Origin of the sequence: Brachybacterium rhamnosum (assembly GCF_039526185.1) — a bacterium.
Taxonomy (GTDB): domain Bacteria; phylum Actinomycetota; class Actinomycetes; order Actinomycetales; family Dermabacteraceae; genus Brachybacterium; species Brachybacterium rhamnosum.
On record NZ_BAAAIS010000003.1, the window covers coordinates 358,997 to 375,958 of the forward strand.

A 16,962-nucleotide genomic window follows, 5' to 3' on the forward strand; every position below is an offset into this window, starting at 1 on the left:
CTTGAGCGCTATAGTAAACCTCGTTGACCGACGGGGAGGAGCCCTGTCGGCGATGCGGGCCGCGCCCGTGCTCCAGCCGCCCCGGAAGGACGACGATGTCTGAGGCCCTCGCGCCGCTCCCCCGCACCGTGCGCTTCGGCGTCAACCACACGCCCCGCCAGGGGTGGTTCCACTCCTGGCTCGACCTGGACCTCGACGCGGTGGGAGAGGATCTCGCCGCGATCGCCGCGATCGGGGCGGACCACGTGCGGATCTTCCCGCTGTGGACGCTGCTCCAGCCCAACCGCTCACTCATCCGCTCCCGCGCGCTCGACGACGTGCGCGCCGTGGTCGACGTGGCAGCGGGCGTCGGACTCGACGTCGTGGTCGATGCGCTGCAGGGCCACCTCTCGAGCTTCGACTTCGTGCCGAGCTGGCTGACCAGCTGGCACCGCCGGAACATGTTCACCGATCCCGAGGTCGTCGCCTCGACCGCGCGCCTCGTCGGCGAGCTCACGGACCGCCTCGCCGGCGCGCCGAACCTGCTCGGCATGACGATCGGCAACGAGGTCAACCAGTTCTCCGCCTCGAACCACCCCGACCCGGACCCGCTCTCCCCCTCCCAGGCCGAGGCCTGGACACGGACGATGCTCGACGCCGCCGAGGAGCGCGCGCCCGGTCTCCTGCACACCGTCGCCAACTACGACGCCGCCTGGCTCCTCGACGACCACGCGTTCACCCCGGACCAGTCGGCGACACTCGGCGCGGCGACCGTCGTGCACAGCTGGGTCTTCGACGGCACCGGTCAGCGCTACGGCGGCCGGTCCCACGAGGTCGCCCACCGCGCTGAGTACTACCTCGAGCTCGCCCGCGGCTTCTCCCGCGATGCCCGGCGTCCGCTCTGGCTGCAGGAGGTGGGTGCGCCGCGCAACGTCCTCGAGGAGGCGGACGTGCCGTGGTTCGTCGAGCGCACCGTCGCGAACGTCCTGGACTGCCCCGACCTGTGGGGCGTCACCTGGTGGTGCTCCCACGACGTCTCCGAGGACCTCGCGGACTTCCCGCCGCTCGAGCACACGCTCGGCCTGTTCGACGCACAGGGACGGCTCAAGCCCGCCGGCGCCGCGTTCCGCGACGCGATCGCCGCCGCCGCGGAGGCCCCCTCCCCTGCTCCGCGCGGGACGGCCGTCGAGCTCGCGGTGGGCGAGGACCCGCTCCTGCATCGCTCCGCCGCGGCGCCGGGAGGCTCCGTCTTCGAGGCGTGGATGGAGGCCAGCCGCGCCGGCGAGCGGCCGACGGTGCACGTCCTGCGCGAGCACGCGCAGGCGCGGGCGGGTGACTCCCGGACCGGGGGCGCCGCCGCGACCCGCGCCGCCCGGTGAGGATCCCCGCCCTGCTGATCCCCCTCGGTCCGCGCCGCCCGGCGCCACGAGGACCTGCAGGTCGGTGATAGATTCGGCACGGCTCTCCCCCAGGGCCGAGGCCCAGTAGCTCAGCCGGTCAGAGCAGCGGACTCATAATCCGTCGGTCGAGGGTTCAAGCCCCTCCTGGGCTACCCTCGCTCCCCGGCAGCACGAGGTCCTCCTCACGACGGGCGCTCCGGGTCCGGGGCGACCCCGGGGCCCACGGGTGGCACGCGCCGCTTCCGCGTCTCGACCTTCGGACCCACATGCCCACGCCACGAGATGCGCGCGAGGGTCCGCACCGGTCAGCACTTGCTGACCATTCAGTGTTCACTGTATGGTCATCACATGCTGACCAAAGCCTCGCAGCTCGACGTGATGAATCGGCTCGGCCGCGCCATGGCCGATCCCACGCGCTCACGCATCCTGCTCTCGCTCCTCGATCATCCGGGCTATCCCGCCGTCCTCGCCGATGAGCTCGACCTCAGCCGCACGAACGTCTCCAACCATCTCTCGTGCCTGCGCGGCTGTGGGATCGTCGTCGCCGCCCCCGAGGGTCGACGCACCCGTTACGAGATCGCCGACGCCCACCTCACCCGGGCGCTCTCGGCACTGGTCGAGACCGTCCTCGCCGTGGACGACGGCGCCCCCTGCACGGATGAGAACTGCGACGTACCGCTGTGCTGCAACTCCAGCGTTCCCGAGGAGATGACCCGATGAGCGACGAGTGCTGCGGGTCCGAGCGCCCCACCACGACCCCGCGGTCCCCGATCACGCTCGCCGCACGTCCGGCCCCCGAGGTCGACGCGTGCTGCGGCCCCGATCCGAGGCCGACGCCGGTCGAGGACGGGGACGCGTGCTGTGGGAGCACCTCACCGAGCCCGGCGGACGCTCCGCTCGAGGCCGAGCAGTCCAGCCCGTGGTGGCGGGACCGGACCCTCCTGCTCCCGATCACCGCCGGGGTCCTCTGGATCGCCGGGATGGTGATCGACCGTGCAGGACTGGAACTGGTCGCGCTGATCGTGCACGCCCTCGCGCTCGCCGCGGGTGCCTCGACCTTCGTGCCCGGCACGCTCCGACGCCTGGTGCTGGGCCGCGGCCGGGGACGGCTCGGCGTGGGCCTGCTCATGACGATCGCCGCGACCGGGGCCGTGCTGCTCGGCCACGTCGGCGAGGCCGCCGCGCTCGCGTTCCTGTTCTCCCTCGCCGAGGCGCTCGAGGACCGGTCGATGGACCGGGCGAAGCAGGGACTGCGCGCTCTGCTCGCCCTCATCCCCGAGACCGCCCGCGTCCAGCGCCCCGACGGCACGCGGACGGTGCCGGTCTCCGAGGTCCGCGTCGGAGACGTGCTCCTGCTCGGCGCCGGTGATCGCGTCGCCACCGACGGAGTGATCGAGACCGGCCGCTCCTGGCTGGACACCTCGGCGATCACCGGAGAGTCCATCCCCGTCGAGGTGGGGCCCGAGGACGAGATCCACGCCGGCTCGGTGAACGGCTCCGGCTCCCTGTCGATGCGCGCGACGGCCGACGGACGGGACAACTCCCTGACCCAGATCGTGCGCCTCGTGGACCAGGCGCACGCCGCCAAGGGAGAGCGCGCGCGACTGGCCGACCGCATCGCCCGACCGCTGGTGCCGACCGTGCTCGTGGTCGCCGCACTCGTCGCCCTCGTGGGCGTCGCCACGGGAGATCCCTCGACCTGGATCGAGCGGGCCCTCGTCGTCCTGGTCGCCGCCTCCCCGTGCGCACTCGCGATCGCCGTGCCCGTCACGGTGATCTCCTCGATCGGCTCGGCGAGCAAGCTCGGCGTGGTCATCAAGTCCGGCGCCGCCTTCGAGCAGCTCGGCACGATCCGCACCGTCGCCCTGGACAAGACCGGCACCCTCACCCGCAACCAGCCTCGCGTCGTGGACGTCGCAGCGATCGACGGGCGCAGCGACGACGAGGTCCTCGCCATCGCCGCCGCCCTCGAGTCGGTCAGCGCCCACCCGCTCGCCGCCGCGGTCCTCTCGGCCACCGGCAGCGCACCCGACGCCGAGGCCGTCCAGGAGATCCCGGGGCACGGGATCACCGGGACCCTCCGGGGACGCGCCGTGCGCGCCGGCAGCCCCCGCTGGATCGCCCCGGGAGCGCTCGAGAGCCGCACGCGTGACATGGCGTCCCGAGGGATGAGCGTGGTCATGGTCGAGGAGGACGCACGGGTGATCGGGGCGATCGGGATCCGTGACGAGCTGCGTCCCGAGGCCGTCGAGACCGTCGCCGCGCTCCACGCCCAGGGCATCCGCACCGTCATGCTCACCGGCGACAACGAGCTCACCGCGCGGGCCATCGCCGCGGAGGCCGGCATCGACGAGGTCCACGCCGAACAGCTGCCCGCCGACAAGGCCGCCCACATCCGCCGTCTCGCCGAGATGTCCCCGACCGCGATGATCGGCGACGGCATCAACGACGCACCCGCCCTCGCCTCCGCGACCGTCGGCATCGCGATGGGCGTGACCGGCACCGCTGCAGCGGTGGAATCAGCGGACGTCGCCTTCACCGGCACCGACCTGCGTCAGCTCCCTGCCGCCCTCGCCCATGCCCGTCGAGGACGCCGCATCATGACGGGGAACATCGCCCTGGCCCTCGCGATCATCGTGGTGCTCTTCCCGCTCGCGCTGCTCGGCGTGCTCGGCCTCGCCGCCGTGGTGCTCGTGCACGAGGCCGCGGAGGTCGTCGTCATCGCCAACGGCATGCGCGCCGCCCGCACCGCAGGTCTCCACCCGCAGGGGGCACCCGGTGCCGCCAGCGGGGATCAGCGCAGGACGACCCCCGACCAGGAGGTCTCCGCATGAGCCGCAGCCTGAAGCTCAGCATCGGTCTGGTCGCCGTCGCCGCGCTCGTCCTCACGGCCGTCGTCGTCCTCCTCCCCCGGGTGAAGGACCCGTCGGCGCAGGCCGAGGCCACGGACTCGACGAGCGCCCAGCTCGTGCGCGAGGACAGCCCCCGCCTCTCCGAGGGCAGCAGTGACGTCGTGTTCGTGGAGTATCTCGACTTCGAGTGCGAGGCCTGTCTCTCCATGTACCCCACGATCGAAGAGATCCGTGCGGAGTACGGGGACCGCGTCACCTTCGCGGTGAGGTACCTGCCGCTCCATGGCAACTCGCTCGAAGCCGCCCGGGCCGCGGAGGCGGCGAAGGACCAGGGTGAGTTCGAGGCGATGTACGCGGCGCTGTTCGAGAACGCCGCCACCTGGGGACATCAGCAGACCTCCCAGCGCGAGCAGTTCTTCTCCTACGCGGAGGAGATCGGGCTGGACATGGAGCGCTTCGGGAAGGTCTACGACGACCCCGCCACCGCGAAGCGCATCGAGCAGAGCGCCGCCGACGCCGAGGCCCTCGGCGTGACGGGGACCCCCACCTTCTTCGTCGACGGGAAGCGTCTGGAGCCGACCCGTGTCGAGGACCTCACGGATCCGCTCGATGCCGCTCTCGACGGGTGAGGTCGTGGCCACGGACGCGCCTCCCCCGGCATCGCCCTCCGTCGTCGACGGGAACCCCGGCAGGTTCGCCGCGCTCCTCATCGTCACCGGGACGGTCGGCCTGATCATGGCCGTCGTGCTGCTGGTCGAGAAGATCGCTCTGCTCGAGGATCCCGCCTACGTCCCCTCGTGCAGCCTGAACCCGGTCCTGTCGTGCGGGTCGGTGATGTCCACCCCGCAGGCCTCGGCGTTCGGCATCCCCAATCCGATCCTCGGCGTCGCGGGATTCTCGGCGGTCCTGACGCTCGGTCTCGCCGTGCTCGCCGGTGCGCGCACGGCCCGCTGGATGGAGGTGCTCATCCAGGTCGGCGTCTCGTTCGCCGTGCTCTTCGTGCACTGGCTGATCGGGCAGAGCCTGTTCGAGATCGGCGCGCTGTGCCCCTACTGCATGGTCGTCTGGACGGTGACGATCCCGCTGTTCTGGATCACCACACTTCGCCACCTGCACCGCTGGACAGGCGGCGCCGCCCCTGCCGTGCGCCGGGCGGTCGCTCTTCTGATCGAGTTCCGCAGCACGGTGCTCGTGGCCTGGTACCTCGTCATCCTGGCGCTGATCGCCGTGAGGTTCTGGGACTACTGGTCCACGCTGCTCTGAGCGATCGCCTCCTCGCGACCTGAGCCCTCACCCCTCACGACCCCTCGAAGGAGAGCCACCATGGGCCCTCGCTCCCGACGTCAGCTCCTCCACGCGACAGGGCTGGTCACCGCCATCGGCCTGACCTCGGCATGCAGCAGTTCGGACACCACGGATCGCTACGGCGACGAGGCATCCGGATACGTCTCCGGCAACGGGGTCACGACGGAGATCGCCCTCCAGGATCGCACCGAGCCGCTCGAGTTCTCGGGGACCACCTATGACGGCGAGGTGTTCGACTCCGTCGAGCAGCGCGGCAGCATCCTGGTCGTGAACGTCTGGTACGCCTCCTGCCCGCCCTGTCGCATCGAGGCGCCTGAGCTCCAGGCCATCAACGAGGAGTACGCCGACCGAGGGGTCGCCTTCGTCGGCATCAATCTCCGGGACGACGCCGGGCCCGCCCAGGCCTTCGAGGACAAGTACGGCATCACCTATCCCTCGATCCCCGACCAGCAGTCCGAGGTCATGTATCAGCTCCGGGGCCACGTCGCACCCAACGCCGTCCCGACGACGCTGGTCCTCGACCGCAGTGGACGGGTCGCCGGACGGATCTCCGGGGCGATCGATCCCTCGATCCTGCGGGCCATGCTCGACGGCGTCATCGACGAGCCCGCGTCATGAGCGGCGGCGGTCTGGCCGAGGTCTTCCAGACGATCGCATTGGACGGATCACTCGTGCTGGCCATCGCCGTCGCGGCGTCGGCCGGTCTCGTCGCGTTCCTCTCGCCCTGTGTGCTGCCGATCGTCCCCGGATATCTCGGCTACGTCTCCGGACTCGCCGGGCAGCGCGCCGGACGCCCCGCCGCACCGCCCGCGCACCATGACACCGGGAAGAGATCATCTCGAGGAGCATTCCTCCGCCGGGGAGCCGGACGAATGCTGGCCGGCAGCATCCTGTTCGTCGCCGGCTTCGCCACCGTCTTCATGACGCTCGGCGGATTCGCCGGTGCCATGGGTTATCTGCTGCAGGAGCATGCCCTGTGGATCAACCGCATCGCCGGAATACTGGTCATCTTCATGGGACTCATCTTCATGGGTTTCCTGCCGCGCCTCTCCGGGAACGTGAGGGCCACGAAGAAGCAGCCGGATGCAGGACTCCTCGGGGCTCCGCTCCTCGGTTTCGTCTTCGGGCTGAGCTGGACCCCGTGCATCGGACCCACCTATGCCGCGATCATCGCGCTCTCCCTCGACCCCGGCACCGACGGGACCGGGGCAGCACGCGGCGCGGTCCTCGCGCTCGCCTACTCGCTCGGCCTGGGGATCCCCTTCGTGATCAGCGCACTCCTCCTCGACAAGGCCATCGGGGTGAGCAAGCTGCTGTCACGTCATCGCCGGCTCATCGGGATCCTCTCCGGTGCGCTCCTGATCAGCATCGGACTGCTGCTGCTCACGGGGACCTGGGCCTCCTGGATGGATCGGCTCCAGGGCTCCATCGCCACGTTCCGGCCCGTGGTCTGAGCGCCCTGGTGCGCACGGACGGGACAGCGCTCCACGAATCCCCGCGTCCTCGTGCGCGACCCTCGTGCGACGCACGTGACGACTGCCCCACCAGGTCACCACGATCAGGTCAAGAGAATGTACACGAGGCCCGTCCGAGGCGCCTTCGGTTCAAGATCCGGTGAAGTCATCGGCCCGGGTCGATCTCCGAGGTTCCCTCGGACCTCGGGCCTGGGTACGTTGGTCATACCGGTTACGAGGTACGAGAGTTTCTTCCCGATACTTGCGCTGCTTTTCCGTTGCCGCGACCCGATACCCGACTCTCCCCGAACATCTCGGGGATAAACACGGAGAACATTCATGGCCACGAGCAATTCCCACCGCGCGCCTGGCCGCGCAGTCACCCCCCTTCGACACAGCGGCCGCGCCCTGCGCGGGACCGGCGGCGCTGCCGTCCTCGGCACCGTTCTGATCGGATCCGCCTTCGCGAGCGGCGCCGCCCAGGCCGCTCCCGCCGCGCCCGCCGCCGCGGCCGTCGCCGCCCCTGCCGCCGCCCCGACAGCTCCCACGTCCGTGCTCGATTCCTCGAAGAAGCTCCGCTGGGGCTCCGAGGGCTCCTCGGTCGAGCAGCTCCAGTCCGCGCTGAACGACGAGGGCGCCTCCCTCGCCGTCGACGGCAAATTCGGCAAGCGCACCCACAGCGCGGTGAAGGACTACCAGCGCGCCCACGGCCTCCAGGTCGACGGCGTCGTGGGCTCCGAGACCCGGGGCTCGCTGAACGGTGGTGCGTCCGTCGCCAGCGCCGGCGCCTCCGCCCCGGCCTCGGGCTCGTCCAGCTCCTCCAGCAGCAGCGGCGAGGCCATCGTCGACGCCGCCCGCACCCAGATCGGCGCCTCGTACTCCTGGGGGTCCAGCAACCCCGGGGTGAGCTTCGACTGCTCGGGTCTGACCCAGTACGCGTACAAGCAGGTCGGCATCGACCTCCCCCGCACCTCCGGCCAGCAGGTCGCCGCGGGCACCCAGGTCTCCAAGTCCGAGGCCCAGCCGGGTGACCTCGTCGTGTGGCCCGGCCACATGGGCATCTACGCCGGCGGCGACAAGGTCGTCGATGCGGGCCGCTCCCCCGGCGCCGTCACCGAGCGCACCATCTGGGGCAGCCCCACCTTCGTCTCCTTCCGCTGAGCCCAGCGACCACGAGCGGCGTGCACTCCACCGGGATGGTGGGGTGCACGCCGCTTCCGCATGTGCCGGAGGAGCCCCGACCTGGGGCCGCCTTCACGAATGGAGGGAGCGGCCGCCCTCCCGGTGTCGCACCGACGGGCTCTCGAGCTGGATCGTGGCGTGCTCGAACGCCACCGGGAAGTGGGTGCTGACGCAGAGCTGGACCTCCTCGAGGATCTCCAGCGCGTGCGACGACTCGAAGCACTCCTCCCCCACGACCACGTGCGCGGAGATGATCGGCAGGTTGCTCCCGATCGCGGAGGCATGGAGGTCGTGGACCTCCTGCACATGCTCGAGCGCGAGGATGTGCTCCCTCACCTGGTCGAGATCGACCCCCTTCGGGGTGTACTCCATGAGGATCCGCAGGGTCTCCGCCATGATCCGGAAGGCTCGAGGGACGATCAGCGCGGCGATGAAGAGCCCGGCGAGGGCGTCGGCCTGCTGGAATCCCGTCACCTGGATCACGATCGCCGCGGTGATCACCCCCAAGGACCCGAGCGCGTCGTTGAGGACCTCGAGGAAGGCGGCCCTCATGTTGAGGCTCGAGTCCTTGCCCCCGGCGAGCACGAGGATCGCGATGACATTGGCGAGCAGTCCGACCACGCCGAAGACCAGCAGCTGCCCCGAGGGGACCTCCGGCGGCCGGCCGAGGCGGGAGATGCCCTCGATCGCGGTATAGGTGCCGACGACGATGAGGAGCGTCGCCTGCGCGAGCGCCGCCAGGACCTCGATCCGGGCGAATCCCCAGGTACGCGTGCTGCTGGCGGGGCGGAGAAGCATGGTCGCCGCGATCAGGGCCACCAGCAGCCCGGACGCGTCCACGACCGCGTGCGCCGTGTCCGTGAGCAGCGCCAGGCTCCCGGTGACGACACTCCCCACCGCCTGGGAGAGGACGATGCCGGCGGTGATCGCGAAGGCGATCACGAGTCGGGTGCGGGCGGAGCCCGTCGCGCCGGAGCCGTGCCCATGATCATGGCCCGCGCCCATCAGAGCCCCTCCTCGTCGAGCTGCTCGTGGTCGCGGTGGCTCCTCAGGGACAGCGAGGAGCCGGACGCGTCGAGCAGCCGATCGGCAGCCTCGAGCACGTCGGCGAGCCGGGAGGGATCGGCCAGGGAGAACCACGAGGCGCGTCCCTCGGCACGGGTGGTCACGACACCGCAGTCGCGCAGGCACGCGAGGTGATTGCTCACCGTGGACTGGGCAAGGTGCATGTGGTCGACGAGGTCGCGGACACGATGCTCCCCCGTGGCGAGATGGCGGATCAGGGCGAGGCGCGTCGGCTCCGCCAGGGCGTGGAACAGCGCCGCGTGGGCCTCGGTCACCTCGAACCCCGCGTCGGTCAGATTCTCATTCATCGGCATATAGCGATGATATCGCCGATCGGGTCGAGCGGGAAGTGTGGGCAAGGCCTCGGCTGCCGCCGCGACCCGATCCGCTCTCATCGCGGGATACACTCATTCCATGACTCCATGGAATGACGAAGAACCGTCGAAGGCGGATGTCTTCACGGCGTTCGCCGAGGTGCTGAAGGCCGTCTCGAACCCTCGGCGGCTCGAGCTCCTCGAGCTGATGGCCCAGGGAGAGCACAGCGTCGACGCCCTGGCACGGATGTCCGGACAGGGCGTGACCACCACCTCCGCGGGCCTCCAGAGCCTGCGACGCGCCGGCCTCGTCGCCACCCGGCGCGAGGGTGCGTACATCTACTACCGGCTCGCCGGTGACGACGTCGCCGAGCTGTACACCGCCGCGAAGAGGGTCGCGCTCGAGCGCTACCCCCGGATGCGTCGTTCCCTGGACGAGTTCCGCGGCCTGCTCGACACCGAAGTCCCCGAGATGGCGCCGAGCACCGTCACTGCGGACATGCTCGTCATCGACGTGCGACCGCGGTGCGAGTACGACGCCGGGCACTTCCCCGGCGCCCTGTCCATGCCGATCGACGAGTTCGACAGATCCTCGAGAGAGATCCCCGAGGACGCGATCGTCGTCCTCTACTGCCGCGGGGAGCTGTGCAGGCTCGCTCGCGAGGCCGCCGGCGCCCTGCGCGCCCGAGGCATCGATGCGCGAGTCCTGGACGAGGGCGTCGTCGAGTGGCGCGCCACGAAGGAGGTCGCGCTCGATGGTGCATGAGACCGATCTCCCGTCGCCGACGACGGTGAGCGAGCTCGAGCGAGCCCGGGTCCACCGGCGCACCCTCACCGTCGTCATCGCCAGCCAGATCCTCGGCGGGGCAGGCCTCGCCGCAGGAATCTCCGTCGGGGCGCTACTCGCCCAGGACATGCTCGGCAGCGACGGCCTCGCCGGGCTGCCCACGGGACTGTTCACCCTGGGGTCCGCGCTCGCAGCGTTCCTCGTCGGGCGCTCGACCCGCGCCTTCGGTCGGCGCCGGGGCCTCGCCTCCGGATTCCTCGCCGGCGCGATCGGCGCGGCCGGGATCGTCGTCGCGGCGCTGGTCGACTCGGTACCGATGCTGTTCGCCGCACTGTTCGTCTACGGGGCGGGGACCGCGACGAACCTCCAGGCCCGCTATGCCGGCTCCGATCTCGCCCTCCCCCACCGGAGGGGCCTCGGCACCTCGATGGCGATGGTGGCGACGACCATCGGCGCCGTCGCCGGCCCGAACCTCATCGAGCCGATGGGCGCACTCGCCACCTCGCTCGGCATCCCCGCTCTCGCGGGGCCGTTCCTGCTGGCCGCCGTCGCCTACGGCTCCGCGGGCATCGTGCTGTTCCTCTTCCTCCGTCCCGATCCCTACCTGCTCGCGCAGCGGATCGCCGCCGACTCCGCTCCCCGGGTACGGCACGGCGCGTCGGTCCACCGCCCGCGGGTCGGGGCGGGTGCCTACGTGGGGGCGCTGATCATGGTCCTCACCCAGATCGCGATGGTCGCGATCATGACGATGACCCCGGTGCACATGAGCGCCCATCACCACGGCCTGGGCGCCGTCGGCCTGGTGATCGGGATGCACGTCGGCGCGATGTGGCTCCCGTCCCTGGTGACCGGAGCCCTCGTCGACAAGGTCGGCAGGATCCCGGTCGCGATCGCCGCCGGTGCGACCCTGCTCAGCGCAGGGGTCCTCGGAGCGCTCGCTCCCGGGGACTCCCTCGGCCTGCTCGTCCTGGCCCTGGTCCTGCTGGGGCTGGGATGGAACCTCGGCCTCGTCTCCGGGACCGCTCTCGTCGTCGACGCGACGGTGCCGGCGAACCGCCCGCAGACCCAGGGCACGATCGACGTCCTCATCGCCCTGGCCGGGGCCGGGGGCGGCGCGGCATCCGGTCTGCTCATGACGACGACGAGCTTCCAGATCCTCGCCCTGACCGGTGGGGTGCTCGCGGTGCTGCTCGTCCCGGTCGTCCTGGGGGCCCGAGGGCGCCTTGCCGCCGATGCCCCGTCCACCCGGTGATCCGCCGCGCCACGACCCTCGCACCCACCACAGCAACCGCCCCACCTCGGAGGAGAAGCTCATGTCCGCTCGCTCGCATGGCCAGTCGACCCGTGCCATCCACGGCACGCACCTGAGAGATGCCCACGGGGCACCTCACCTGCCCGTCTACAACACCACGACCTTCGCGTTCCCCTCGACGGCCGATTTGCTCGACGTGGTCGAGGGGCGTAAGGCGGGTGCCCTCTACTCCCGGTACGGCCTGAACCCCACCACCTTCGCGCTCGAGGAGACGATGGCGGGCATCGAGGAGGCCGAGGCCGCGATGGCCTTCTCCTCAGGCATGGCTGCGGAGACCGCGCTCTTCGCCCAGTACGGGCGCGACGGCATCATCTGCCTCGGGGACGCCTACGGCGGCACTCTCGAGCTGCTCGCCGACCAGCTTCCGCTGCTGGGCATCCGCACGACGTTCCTGCTCGGCGATGAGCTCGGTCGCCTCGAGGACGAACTGCGGGGCGGGCCGAAGCTGATCTTCTTCGAGACCCCCACGAACCCTGCGCTCGAGATCTTCGACATCTCCGCGATCGCCGCACTCGCCCACCGCCACGGCGCGCTGGTGGCCGTGGACAACACCTTCGCCTCGCCCGTGAACCAGCGTCCCCTCGACCTGGGCGCGGATCTCGTCGTGTACTCGGCGACCAAGTACCTCGGCGGACACTCCGACATCACGGCCGGCGTCGTCCTCGGCTCGGCGGAGAAGGTCGCCGCGCTGGCGCCGTGGCGGAAGAACCTGGGCACCGCCATCGCACCGGAGACCGCCGCGATGCTCTCCCGATCGCTGCGCACGCTCACCGTGCGGGTGAAGGCGCAGAACGCCGCGGCGCAGGCCGTCGCCGAGGCCATGGACGCCGACCCGCGGGTCGCCCGGGTGCTGTACCCGGGGCTCGCGTCGTTCCCCGGCCATGAGCTCGCTCGCGCGCAGATGAACGGCTTCGGCGGCATCCTCACCATCGAGCTCGCGGCCGACGGCGCCACGACCAGCCGCGTCGCCGATCGGCTCGAGCTGTTCGCCCTGGCCCCGAGCCTCGGCGGCGCCGAGTCCCTGGCCACGCAGCCCGTCACCACGACGCACCACGGTCTGAACCCTGCGGAGCGGTCACGGCGCGGGATCACCGACTCCATGATCCGGCTGTCCATCGGACTGGAGGATCCCCAGGATCTGATCTGCGATCTCGACCAGGCGCTCGGAGAGGTCCGGGCATGAGCGCCGCGGAGCGTGCCATCGTCCTGGAGCATCTCGCCTCCGTCGACGTCGATGTCCGTCCCGTGCCCTATCCCGAGCACTCGACCGTCGAGGAAGGCAAGCGACTGCGCGGCGATCTCCCGGGCACCTTCACCAAGAACCTCCTCCTGCGGGACAAGAAGAGCAATCTGTACTTCCTCACCGCCCACGAGGATGCCGAGATCGATCTGCGCACTCTTCACACCCGAATCGGCGCACGCGGTCGCATGGGCTTCGCCTCCGTGGAGGTCATGGAGGAGCGGCTGCACGTCGGCCCGGGCACTGCGACCCCGCTCGCCCTGGTGCACGATCCCGACGCCGAGATCACGCTCGTCGTCGACCAGGGTCTCGAGCACGCCGATCAGCTGAACTTCCATCCGATGGTCCAGAGCGAGAGCATCGGACTGACCTGGGAGGAGTTCACCCGCTTCGCGCACTCCACCGGTCATCCCCCCGTGCTCGCCGCGATGAGCGGTCCGCAGGACGACCCGACCAGCCCGACGCCAGGAGGCACGCTGTCAGGACGACCATCCAGAACCCCGCCCACTCCGTCGATCCCACCGGGGCCCGGCGGCTGATCCTCGAGCGCGACGCCCAGGTCATCGACGTCCGCGAGACGTACGAGCACGAGGCCGGACACATCCCGGGAGACCGACATCTCGACCTGCAGCACGTCGCCCTCGAGACCGACTCGATCGACCAGGACCGCCCTGTCATCTTCTACTGCCGGGCCGGGATCCGCTCGGCCATGCCCACCGAGGCTTTCCGTGCCGCGGGCTGGGAGGCGTACAACCTCGAGGGAGGCCTCCTGGCCTGGATCGCTGCCGAGGACGGCATCGAGCCCTCTGACGGTCGGGTCGCCCCGCACTGAGCCGGCTCGTCGGGGCGTTCAAGAGCATGCGAGACCCGGCCTCGTGAGCCCGCGACCGGTCGGACGCAACCTCTGCGGTCTCACGTACCGGCGCCGACGGGCGGAGGGCGCGTGCGCTGATCATCGTCAGCTCGTCGCGTGAGGCGAGATCATCGTCGCGAGGACCGGTCGCCGGTCCACGGGGAGTTGCCGGCCCGCTCGAGACGCACCACCCCCGTCCCACCAGTGCAGCACGCCCTCCCGGCAGACCTCGACGACATCGCAGATCGGCCGCGGGGTCTGTACGTGGACCACGGCGGCCGTGCCCGGGTCGCAGCCGGGGAAGCGATGCTCCTCGAACTCATGGAGGAGGACCGGGAGATTCAGCAACAGGATCAGCCGGAGGGAGCCAGTCGCCGAGCGCCGCCCGGACCAGCAGCAGAGTAGCGGCGACTCCGGCCGCATCGACCGATTTCTCAGCGGTGCGCTCATCGCCTCCTTCCCGCCGCTCGTGGTCACACTTCGCCGCTGTGATGGGCTCGCAGCGCGGCGAGCGGACCTGCCATCGCTCCGTGGTGTCCGAGGCGGCACCACTGATCAGCACGGCGGGGGTGGGGTGGCCGTGGATCGATCCGCGTCCGTCGACGATCCCTGCCCCCGCCCCACGATGGCGCCGGGGAAGTCGGTCGCGCCGAGGACGAGCAGGCGCGCCGCGGGGTGGAAGCTCTGCACGAGGACACCGCATCCTGCGCGGCCGAGGAGCACGCCTGGACGAGCATGCCGCGGGCGGCCACGACCGCCGCCTCATTCCCGTCCCGGTCCTGGTATCGCCCTGTCCCGCCCCACTGCCGGCGTCGTCGGTGGGACGCGCGGGTGGCGGACGATCAGCTCCACATCGGGGTGCTCGACGATGGTCGCGTCGGCGACGCGGCCGACGCGGAGTCGGACGACCTGGCCAGAGCGTCCCCGTTCAGCCGGCGCCGGGCCGGTCGACGTCCGCCCCGTCCCAGAGGTCGCCGCACTCGACCTCGAGGACGCCATGGTGCACGAGAAAGCTGCGCGCACCCCGGTCACCCTGCAGCGTTCCCGACAGGGCCGACCAGTGCTCGGCGCCGATCGCCACGGGGTGCGCCGGTGCGCCGCCGTGCATCGCCTGCACGAGCGCGTCGCGCGCTCCGTGCCTGGTCGCCCGGTCCACGATCCGCTCCACGGCCCCGACCGGGAGGCCCGGGGTGTCCACCGGCACGAGCACGACGAGATCCGCACCCTCGTCATCGGCAGCCCGCAGTCCCGCCCGGATCGAGGCGGCGATACCCTCCTGCCAGTCCTCGGCCGGCACGATCCGCGCCCAGCTGGGCACGAGCGGCGCGGCCTCCTGGGCGGAGGCCCCCAGGACCACGACGACCACCTCGCAGTCGGCGTCCCGGAGCACCGTGGCGGCGCGGGCCACCCACGGGGTGCCGTCCTCGCCGATCACGAGCGACTTCGGGCGACCGTAGCGCCGGCCCGCCCCCGCCGCGAGCACGATCCCAGCCGCCCGCGGCCGGTCGACGGGCGCGTCGGGTCGCCGGTCAGTCATCCTGTCCACCGCCCCCGACCCCGGGGACGAGACCGTCGAACGCGAGGATCGCCTCGCCGACCGCTGCCCGCGCGGCGAGGTGCTCCGCGGCGTCGTAGGAGAAGCGGTCGTAGGCGAGGGTGCCGCCCTCATCGACCAGCGCCGCGGCATCGTCGTGGCCCGCGAGAGCCGCGAGCAGGGTGAGCGCGCGGTGATCGGCCATGGCCTGGGCGAGCACGCGGTGCCGGATCGAGGGCCACGGGGTCCCGTCGGGTCCCGGGTAGACGACCGAGGCGTCACCGCCCGGGAAGGCGCCGCCCGCGCAGGTGTCCGTGAAGGGGTCCACCGGGGCGAGCGCGTGCTGCGTCCACCAGAAGTTGAAGCCCCAGTGCAGGAACCCCGGCGCGCCGTGCACGAACAGCTGCCGGCCCAGCACCCGGGAGCGCACCGAGGGCAGGGCGATGAAGCGGTTCGCGACGTCGCGCCCCTGGGAGACGCAGTAGTACACCCACGGCTGCAGACCCGCCTCGAGGAAGGGACGCACGTGGTCCGTCGCGACGACGGGCGTCGCCACGAGCCCCGCGGCGGCATAGGCGTAGGAGCTGAGCGCGTCGACCACCTGCGCCCCCTCGAGCAGGTCCGCGACCTGGGCCCGCGCGGCGCGGTACCCCTCGAGATCCGCCTCCCCGGGCTCGTCGCTCAGGTGCCAGAGCACCTCCCCGGGCCACTGCGCGTCGAGGTGCGCGCGCAGCACCGGGATCATCTGCTCGAGAAGACGACGGTAGGAGGGGTCCGTCGCCGGCACGTGCCAGCCGAACCGCTTCTCGGGACCCGCCGGGGTGTCCACCACGATCTTCGGGGTGGCCTGCGCGCCCCACTGGGTGAACAGGTGAGCGAGCTCGATCGCGCGGAACCCGGCGGCCTCGCACAGGGCGAGCCAGCGGTCCAGCGCCGAGAGGTCGACGCGGTACTCCCCCGGTCCCGTCTCCTCGATCCCGACGAGCTGGACCGTGGGCCGCTCGTGCCCGACGGCCGTGTCCAGAGGCGGGGTCCACACGGGGGTGAGCACCGAGTTCACGTCCATCCCGCGGGCGGCGCCGAGGAACGCCTCGATGAGCTCCCAGTGCCGTTCCCCGAGGACCGGCACCTCGTAGTGCACGGCGAGGCTGTCCGCGTGGAACCAGTGGGTGTTGAGGAGGGAGAGGGGCGGGAGCTCCCGGGGGTGGATGCGCACCCGCACCCGGTGCCGGGCGCTGCCGCCCTCGGACTCCACCGCGATCTCGAGGTCGTGGTCTCCTGCAAGCTCCGGGTCCGTCACCCGCACGTCGATCCACAGCGCCTCCCAGGTCCCCGGGGTGAGGCGCACGGGGCCCGTGGGGGCCGGCTCGAGCAGGTCGGGGTACTCGCCGGGATCGGTGACGAGGTAGTGGGGGTCAGCGTCCTCCGGGGCGGCGAGGGAGACCGGGACCCGGCGCACCACGCTCAGCTCCGTCACGCCCGCGAGCGGCCCCTCCGCCCCCGCCCGGACGCTGTCGCCGTCCCCGTGCTCGAGGAGCACCGCGAGCTGGAGGGACAGCCGCTCGCCGAGGAATCCGGAGACGTGCATGTCCCCGCGGGTCGCGAGCGGGCGGGGCGGCGTCGGCCCCAGCACCTTCTCGAGGGAGTCGGTCAGGCGGGTCTGCACAGGGAGGTCTCCGGACGTC

At 71.4% G+C, this 16,962-nt stretch carries 18 protein-coding genes and 1 tRNA gene; 14 read left to right on the forward strand and 5 right to left on the reverse strand.

Annotation, left to right across the window (positions count from 1 at the left end; genetic code table 11):
* Nucleotides 1–95 precede the first annotated feature (95 nt).
* The 9 genes from ABD080_RS11745 to ABD080_RS11785 all read left to right on the forward strand — a co-directional run bounded on the left by ABD080_RS11745 (nt 96) and on the right by ABD080_RS11785 (nt 8,151).
* Nucleotides 96–1,358: a glycoside hydrolase 5 family protein gene (locus tag ABD080_RS11745; protein ID WP_343905131.1), complete on the forward strand. Its 1,263-nt coding sequence runs from the start codon at nt 96–98 to the stop codon at nt 1,356–1,358.
* Between the two features lie 99 nt (nt 1,359–1,457).
* Nucleotides 1,458–1,531, forward strand: a tRNA-Ile gene (locus ABD080_RS11750).
* A 196-nt stretch (nt 1,532–1,727) separates the two neighbouring features.
* A complete protein-coding gene (gene cmtR, locus ABD080_RS11755; protein ID WP_264449899.1) occupies nt 1,728–2,099 on the forward strand; it encodes a Cd(II)/Pb(II)-sensing metalloregulatory transcriptional regulator CmtR in 372 nt (123 codons plus the stop codon).
* Nucleotides 2,096–4,213 (forward strand): heavy metal translocating P-type ATPase, encoded by a 2,118-nt coding sequence (locus tag ABD080_RS11760; RefSeq protein WP_264449900.1) that lies wholly within the window; start codon nt 2,096–2,098, stop codon nt 4,211–4,213. Before cmtR ends, ABD080_RS11760 begins: the two co-directional genes overlap by 4 nt.
* Nucleotides 4,210–4,860, forward strand: a complete 651-nt coding sequence (locus ABD080_RS11765) for a DsbA family protein (RefSeq protein WP_264449901.1) — start codon at nt 4,210–4,212, stop codon at nt 4,858–4,860. Before ABD080_RS11760 ends, ABD080_RS11765 begins: the two co-directional genes overlap by 4 nt.
* Nucleotides 4,841–5,494, forward strand: coding sequence for a vitamin K epoxide reductase family protein (locus tag ABD080_RS11770; RefSeq protein WP_264449902.1), 654 nt, complete (start codon nt 4,841–4,843; stop codon nt 5,492–5,494). Before ABD080_RS11765 ends, ABD080_RS11770 begins: the two co-directional genes overlap by 20 nt.
* A gap of 60 nt (nt 5,495–5,554) precedes the next feature.
* On the forward strand, nt 5,555–6,154 hold the full coding sequence (locus ABD080_RS11775; RefSeq protein WP_264449903.1) for a TlpA family protein disulfide reductase: 600 nt from the start codon (nt 5,555–5,557) through the stop codon (nt 6,152–6,154).
* Nucleotides 6,151–6,990, forward strand: a complete 840-nt coding sequence (locus ABD080_RS11780; RefSeq protein ID WP_264449904.1) for a cytochrome c biogenesis CcdA family protein — start codon at nt 6,151–6,153, stop codon at nt 6,988–6,990. Before ABD080_RS11775 ends, ABD080_RS11780 begins: the two co-directional genes overlap by 4 nt.
* Before the next feature lie 339 nt (nt 6,991–7,329).
* The gene (locus ABD080_RS11785) at nt 7,330–8,151 is read left to right on the forward strand and encodes a C40 family peptidase (protein ID WP_264449905.1); all 822 of its coding nucleotides are present in this window, start codon (nt 7,330–7,332) and stop codon (nt 8,149–8,151) included.
* Nucleotides 8,152–8,244: 93 nt separating this feature from the next.
* On the opposite strand, the gene ABD080_RS11790 is transcribed toward ABD080_RS11785, so the two are convergent.
* On the reverse strand, nt 8,245–9,177 hold the full coding sequence (locus tag ABD080_RS11790) for a cation diffusion facilitator family transporter (protein WP_264449906.1): 933 nt from the start codon (nt 9,175–9,177) through the stop codon (nt 8,245–8,247).
* Complete coding sequence (locus ABD080_RS11795) at nt 9,177–9,545, reverse strand: ArsR/SmtB family transcription factor (RefSeq protein ID WP_264449907.1); 369 nt, start codon at nt 9,543–9,545, stop codon at nt 9,177–9,179. Before ABD080_RS11795 ends, ABD080_RS11790 begins: the two co-directional genes overlap by 1 nt.
* A gap of 106 nt (nt 9,546–9,651) precedes the next feature.
* Between ABD080_RS11795 and ABD080_RS11800 the strand changes: the two genes are divergently transcribed.
* The 5 genes from ABD080_RS11800 (at nt 9,652) to ABD080_RS11820 (ending at nt 13,722) form a co-directional block, all read left to right on the forward strand.
* Entirely contained in the window at nt 9,652–10,317 is a 666-nt protein-coding gene (locus ABD080_RS11800; RefSeq protein WP_264449908.1) for an ArsR/SmtB family transcription factor, read from the forward strand.
* Nucleotides 10,307–11,590, forward strand: a complete 1,284-nt coding sequence (locus tag ABD080_RS11805; protein ID WP_264449909.1) for an MFS transporter — start codon at nt 10,307–10,309, stop codon at nt 11,588–11,590. Before ABD080_RS11800 ends, ABD080_RS11805 begins: the two co-directional genes overlap by 11 nt.
* Nucleotides 11,591–11,651: 61 nt before the next feature.
* Nucleotides 11,652–12,833 (forward strand): trans-sulfuration enzyme family protein, encoded by a 1,182-nt coding sequence (locus tag ABD080_RS11810; protein ID WP_264449910.1) that lies wholly within the window; start codon nt 11,652–11,654, stop codon nt 12,831–12,833.
* Complete coding sequence (locus ABD080_RS11815; RefSeq protein WP_264449911.1) at nt 12,830–13,429, forward strand: YbaK/EbsC family protein; 600 nt, start codon at nt 12,830–12,832, stop codon at nt 13,427–13,429. The genes ABD080_RS11810 and ABD080_RS11815 overlap by 4 nt, the downstream gene beginning before the upstream one ends.
* 23 nt (nt 13,430–13,452) lie before the next feature.
* On the forward strand, nt 13,453–13,722 hold the full coding sequence (locus tag ABD080_RS11820) for a rhodanese-like domain-containing protein (protein ID WP_343906090.1): 270 nt from the start codon (nt 13,453–13,455) through the stop codon (nt 13,720–13,722).
* Between the two features lie 126 nt (nt 13,723–13,848).
* Here the strand turns inward: ABD080_RS11820 and ABD080_RS11825 are convergent, their stop codons facing one another.
* The 3 genes from ABD080_RS11825 to ABD080_RS11835 all read right to left on the reverse strand — a co-directional run bounded on the left by ABD080_RS11825 (nt 13,849) and on the right by ABD080_RS11835 (nt 16,943).
* Nucleotides 13,849–14,193 carry a hypothetical protein gene (locus tag ABD080_RS11825; protein WP_264449912.1) on the reverse strand — a complete coding sequence of 115 codons (345 nt, stop codon included), beginning with the start codon at nt 14,191–14,193 and terminating at the stop codon, nt 13,849–13,851.
* A gap of 478 nt (nt 14,194–14,671) precedes the next feature.
* Nucleotides 14,672–15,280, reverse strand: coding sequence for a nucleotidyltransferase family protein (locus ABD080_RS11830; protein WP_264449913.1), 609 nt, complete (start codon nt 15,278–15,280; stop codon nt 14,672–14,674).
* Complete coding sequence (locus ABD080_RS11835; RefSeq protein WP_264449914.1) at nt 15,273–16,943, reverse strand: glycoside hydrolase domain-containing protein; 1,671 nt, start codon at nt 16,941–16,943, stop codon at nt 15,273–15,275. Before ABD080_RS11835 ends, ABD080_RS11830 begins: the two co-directional genes overlap by 8 nt.
* Nucleotides 16,944–16,962 lie beyond the last annotated feature (19 nt).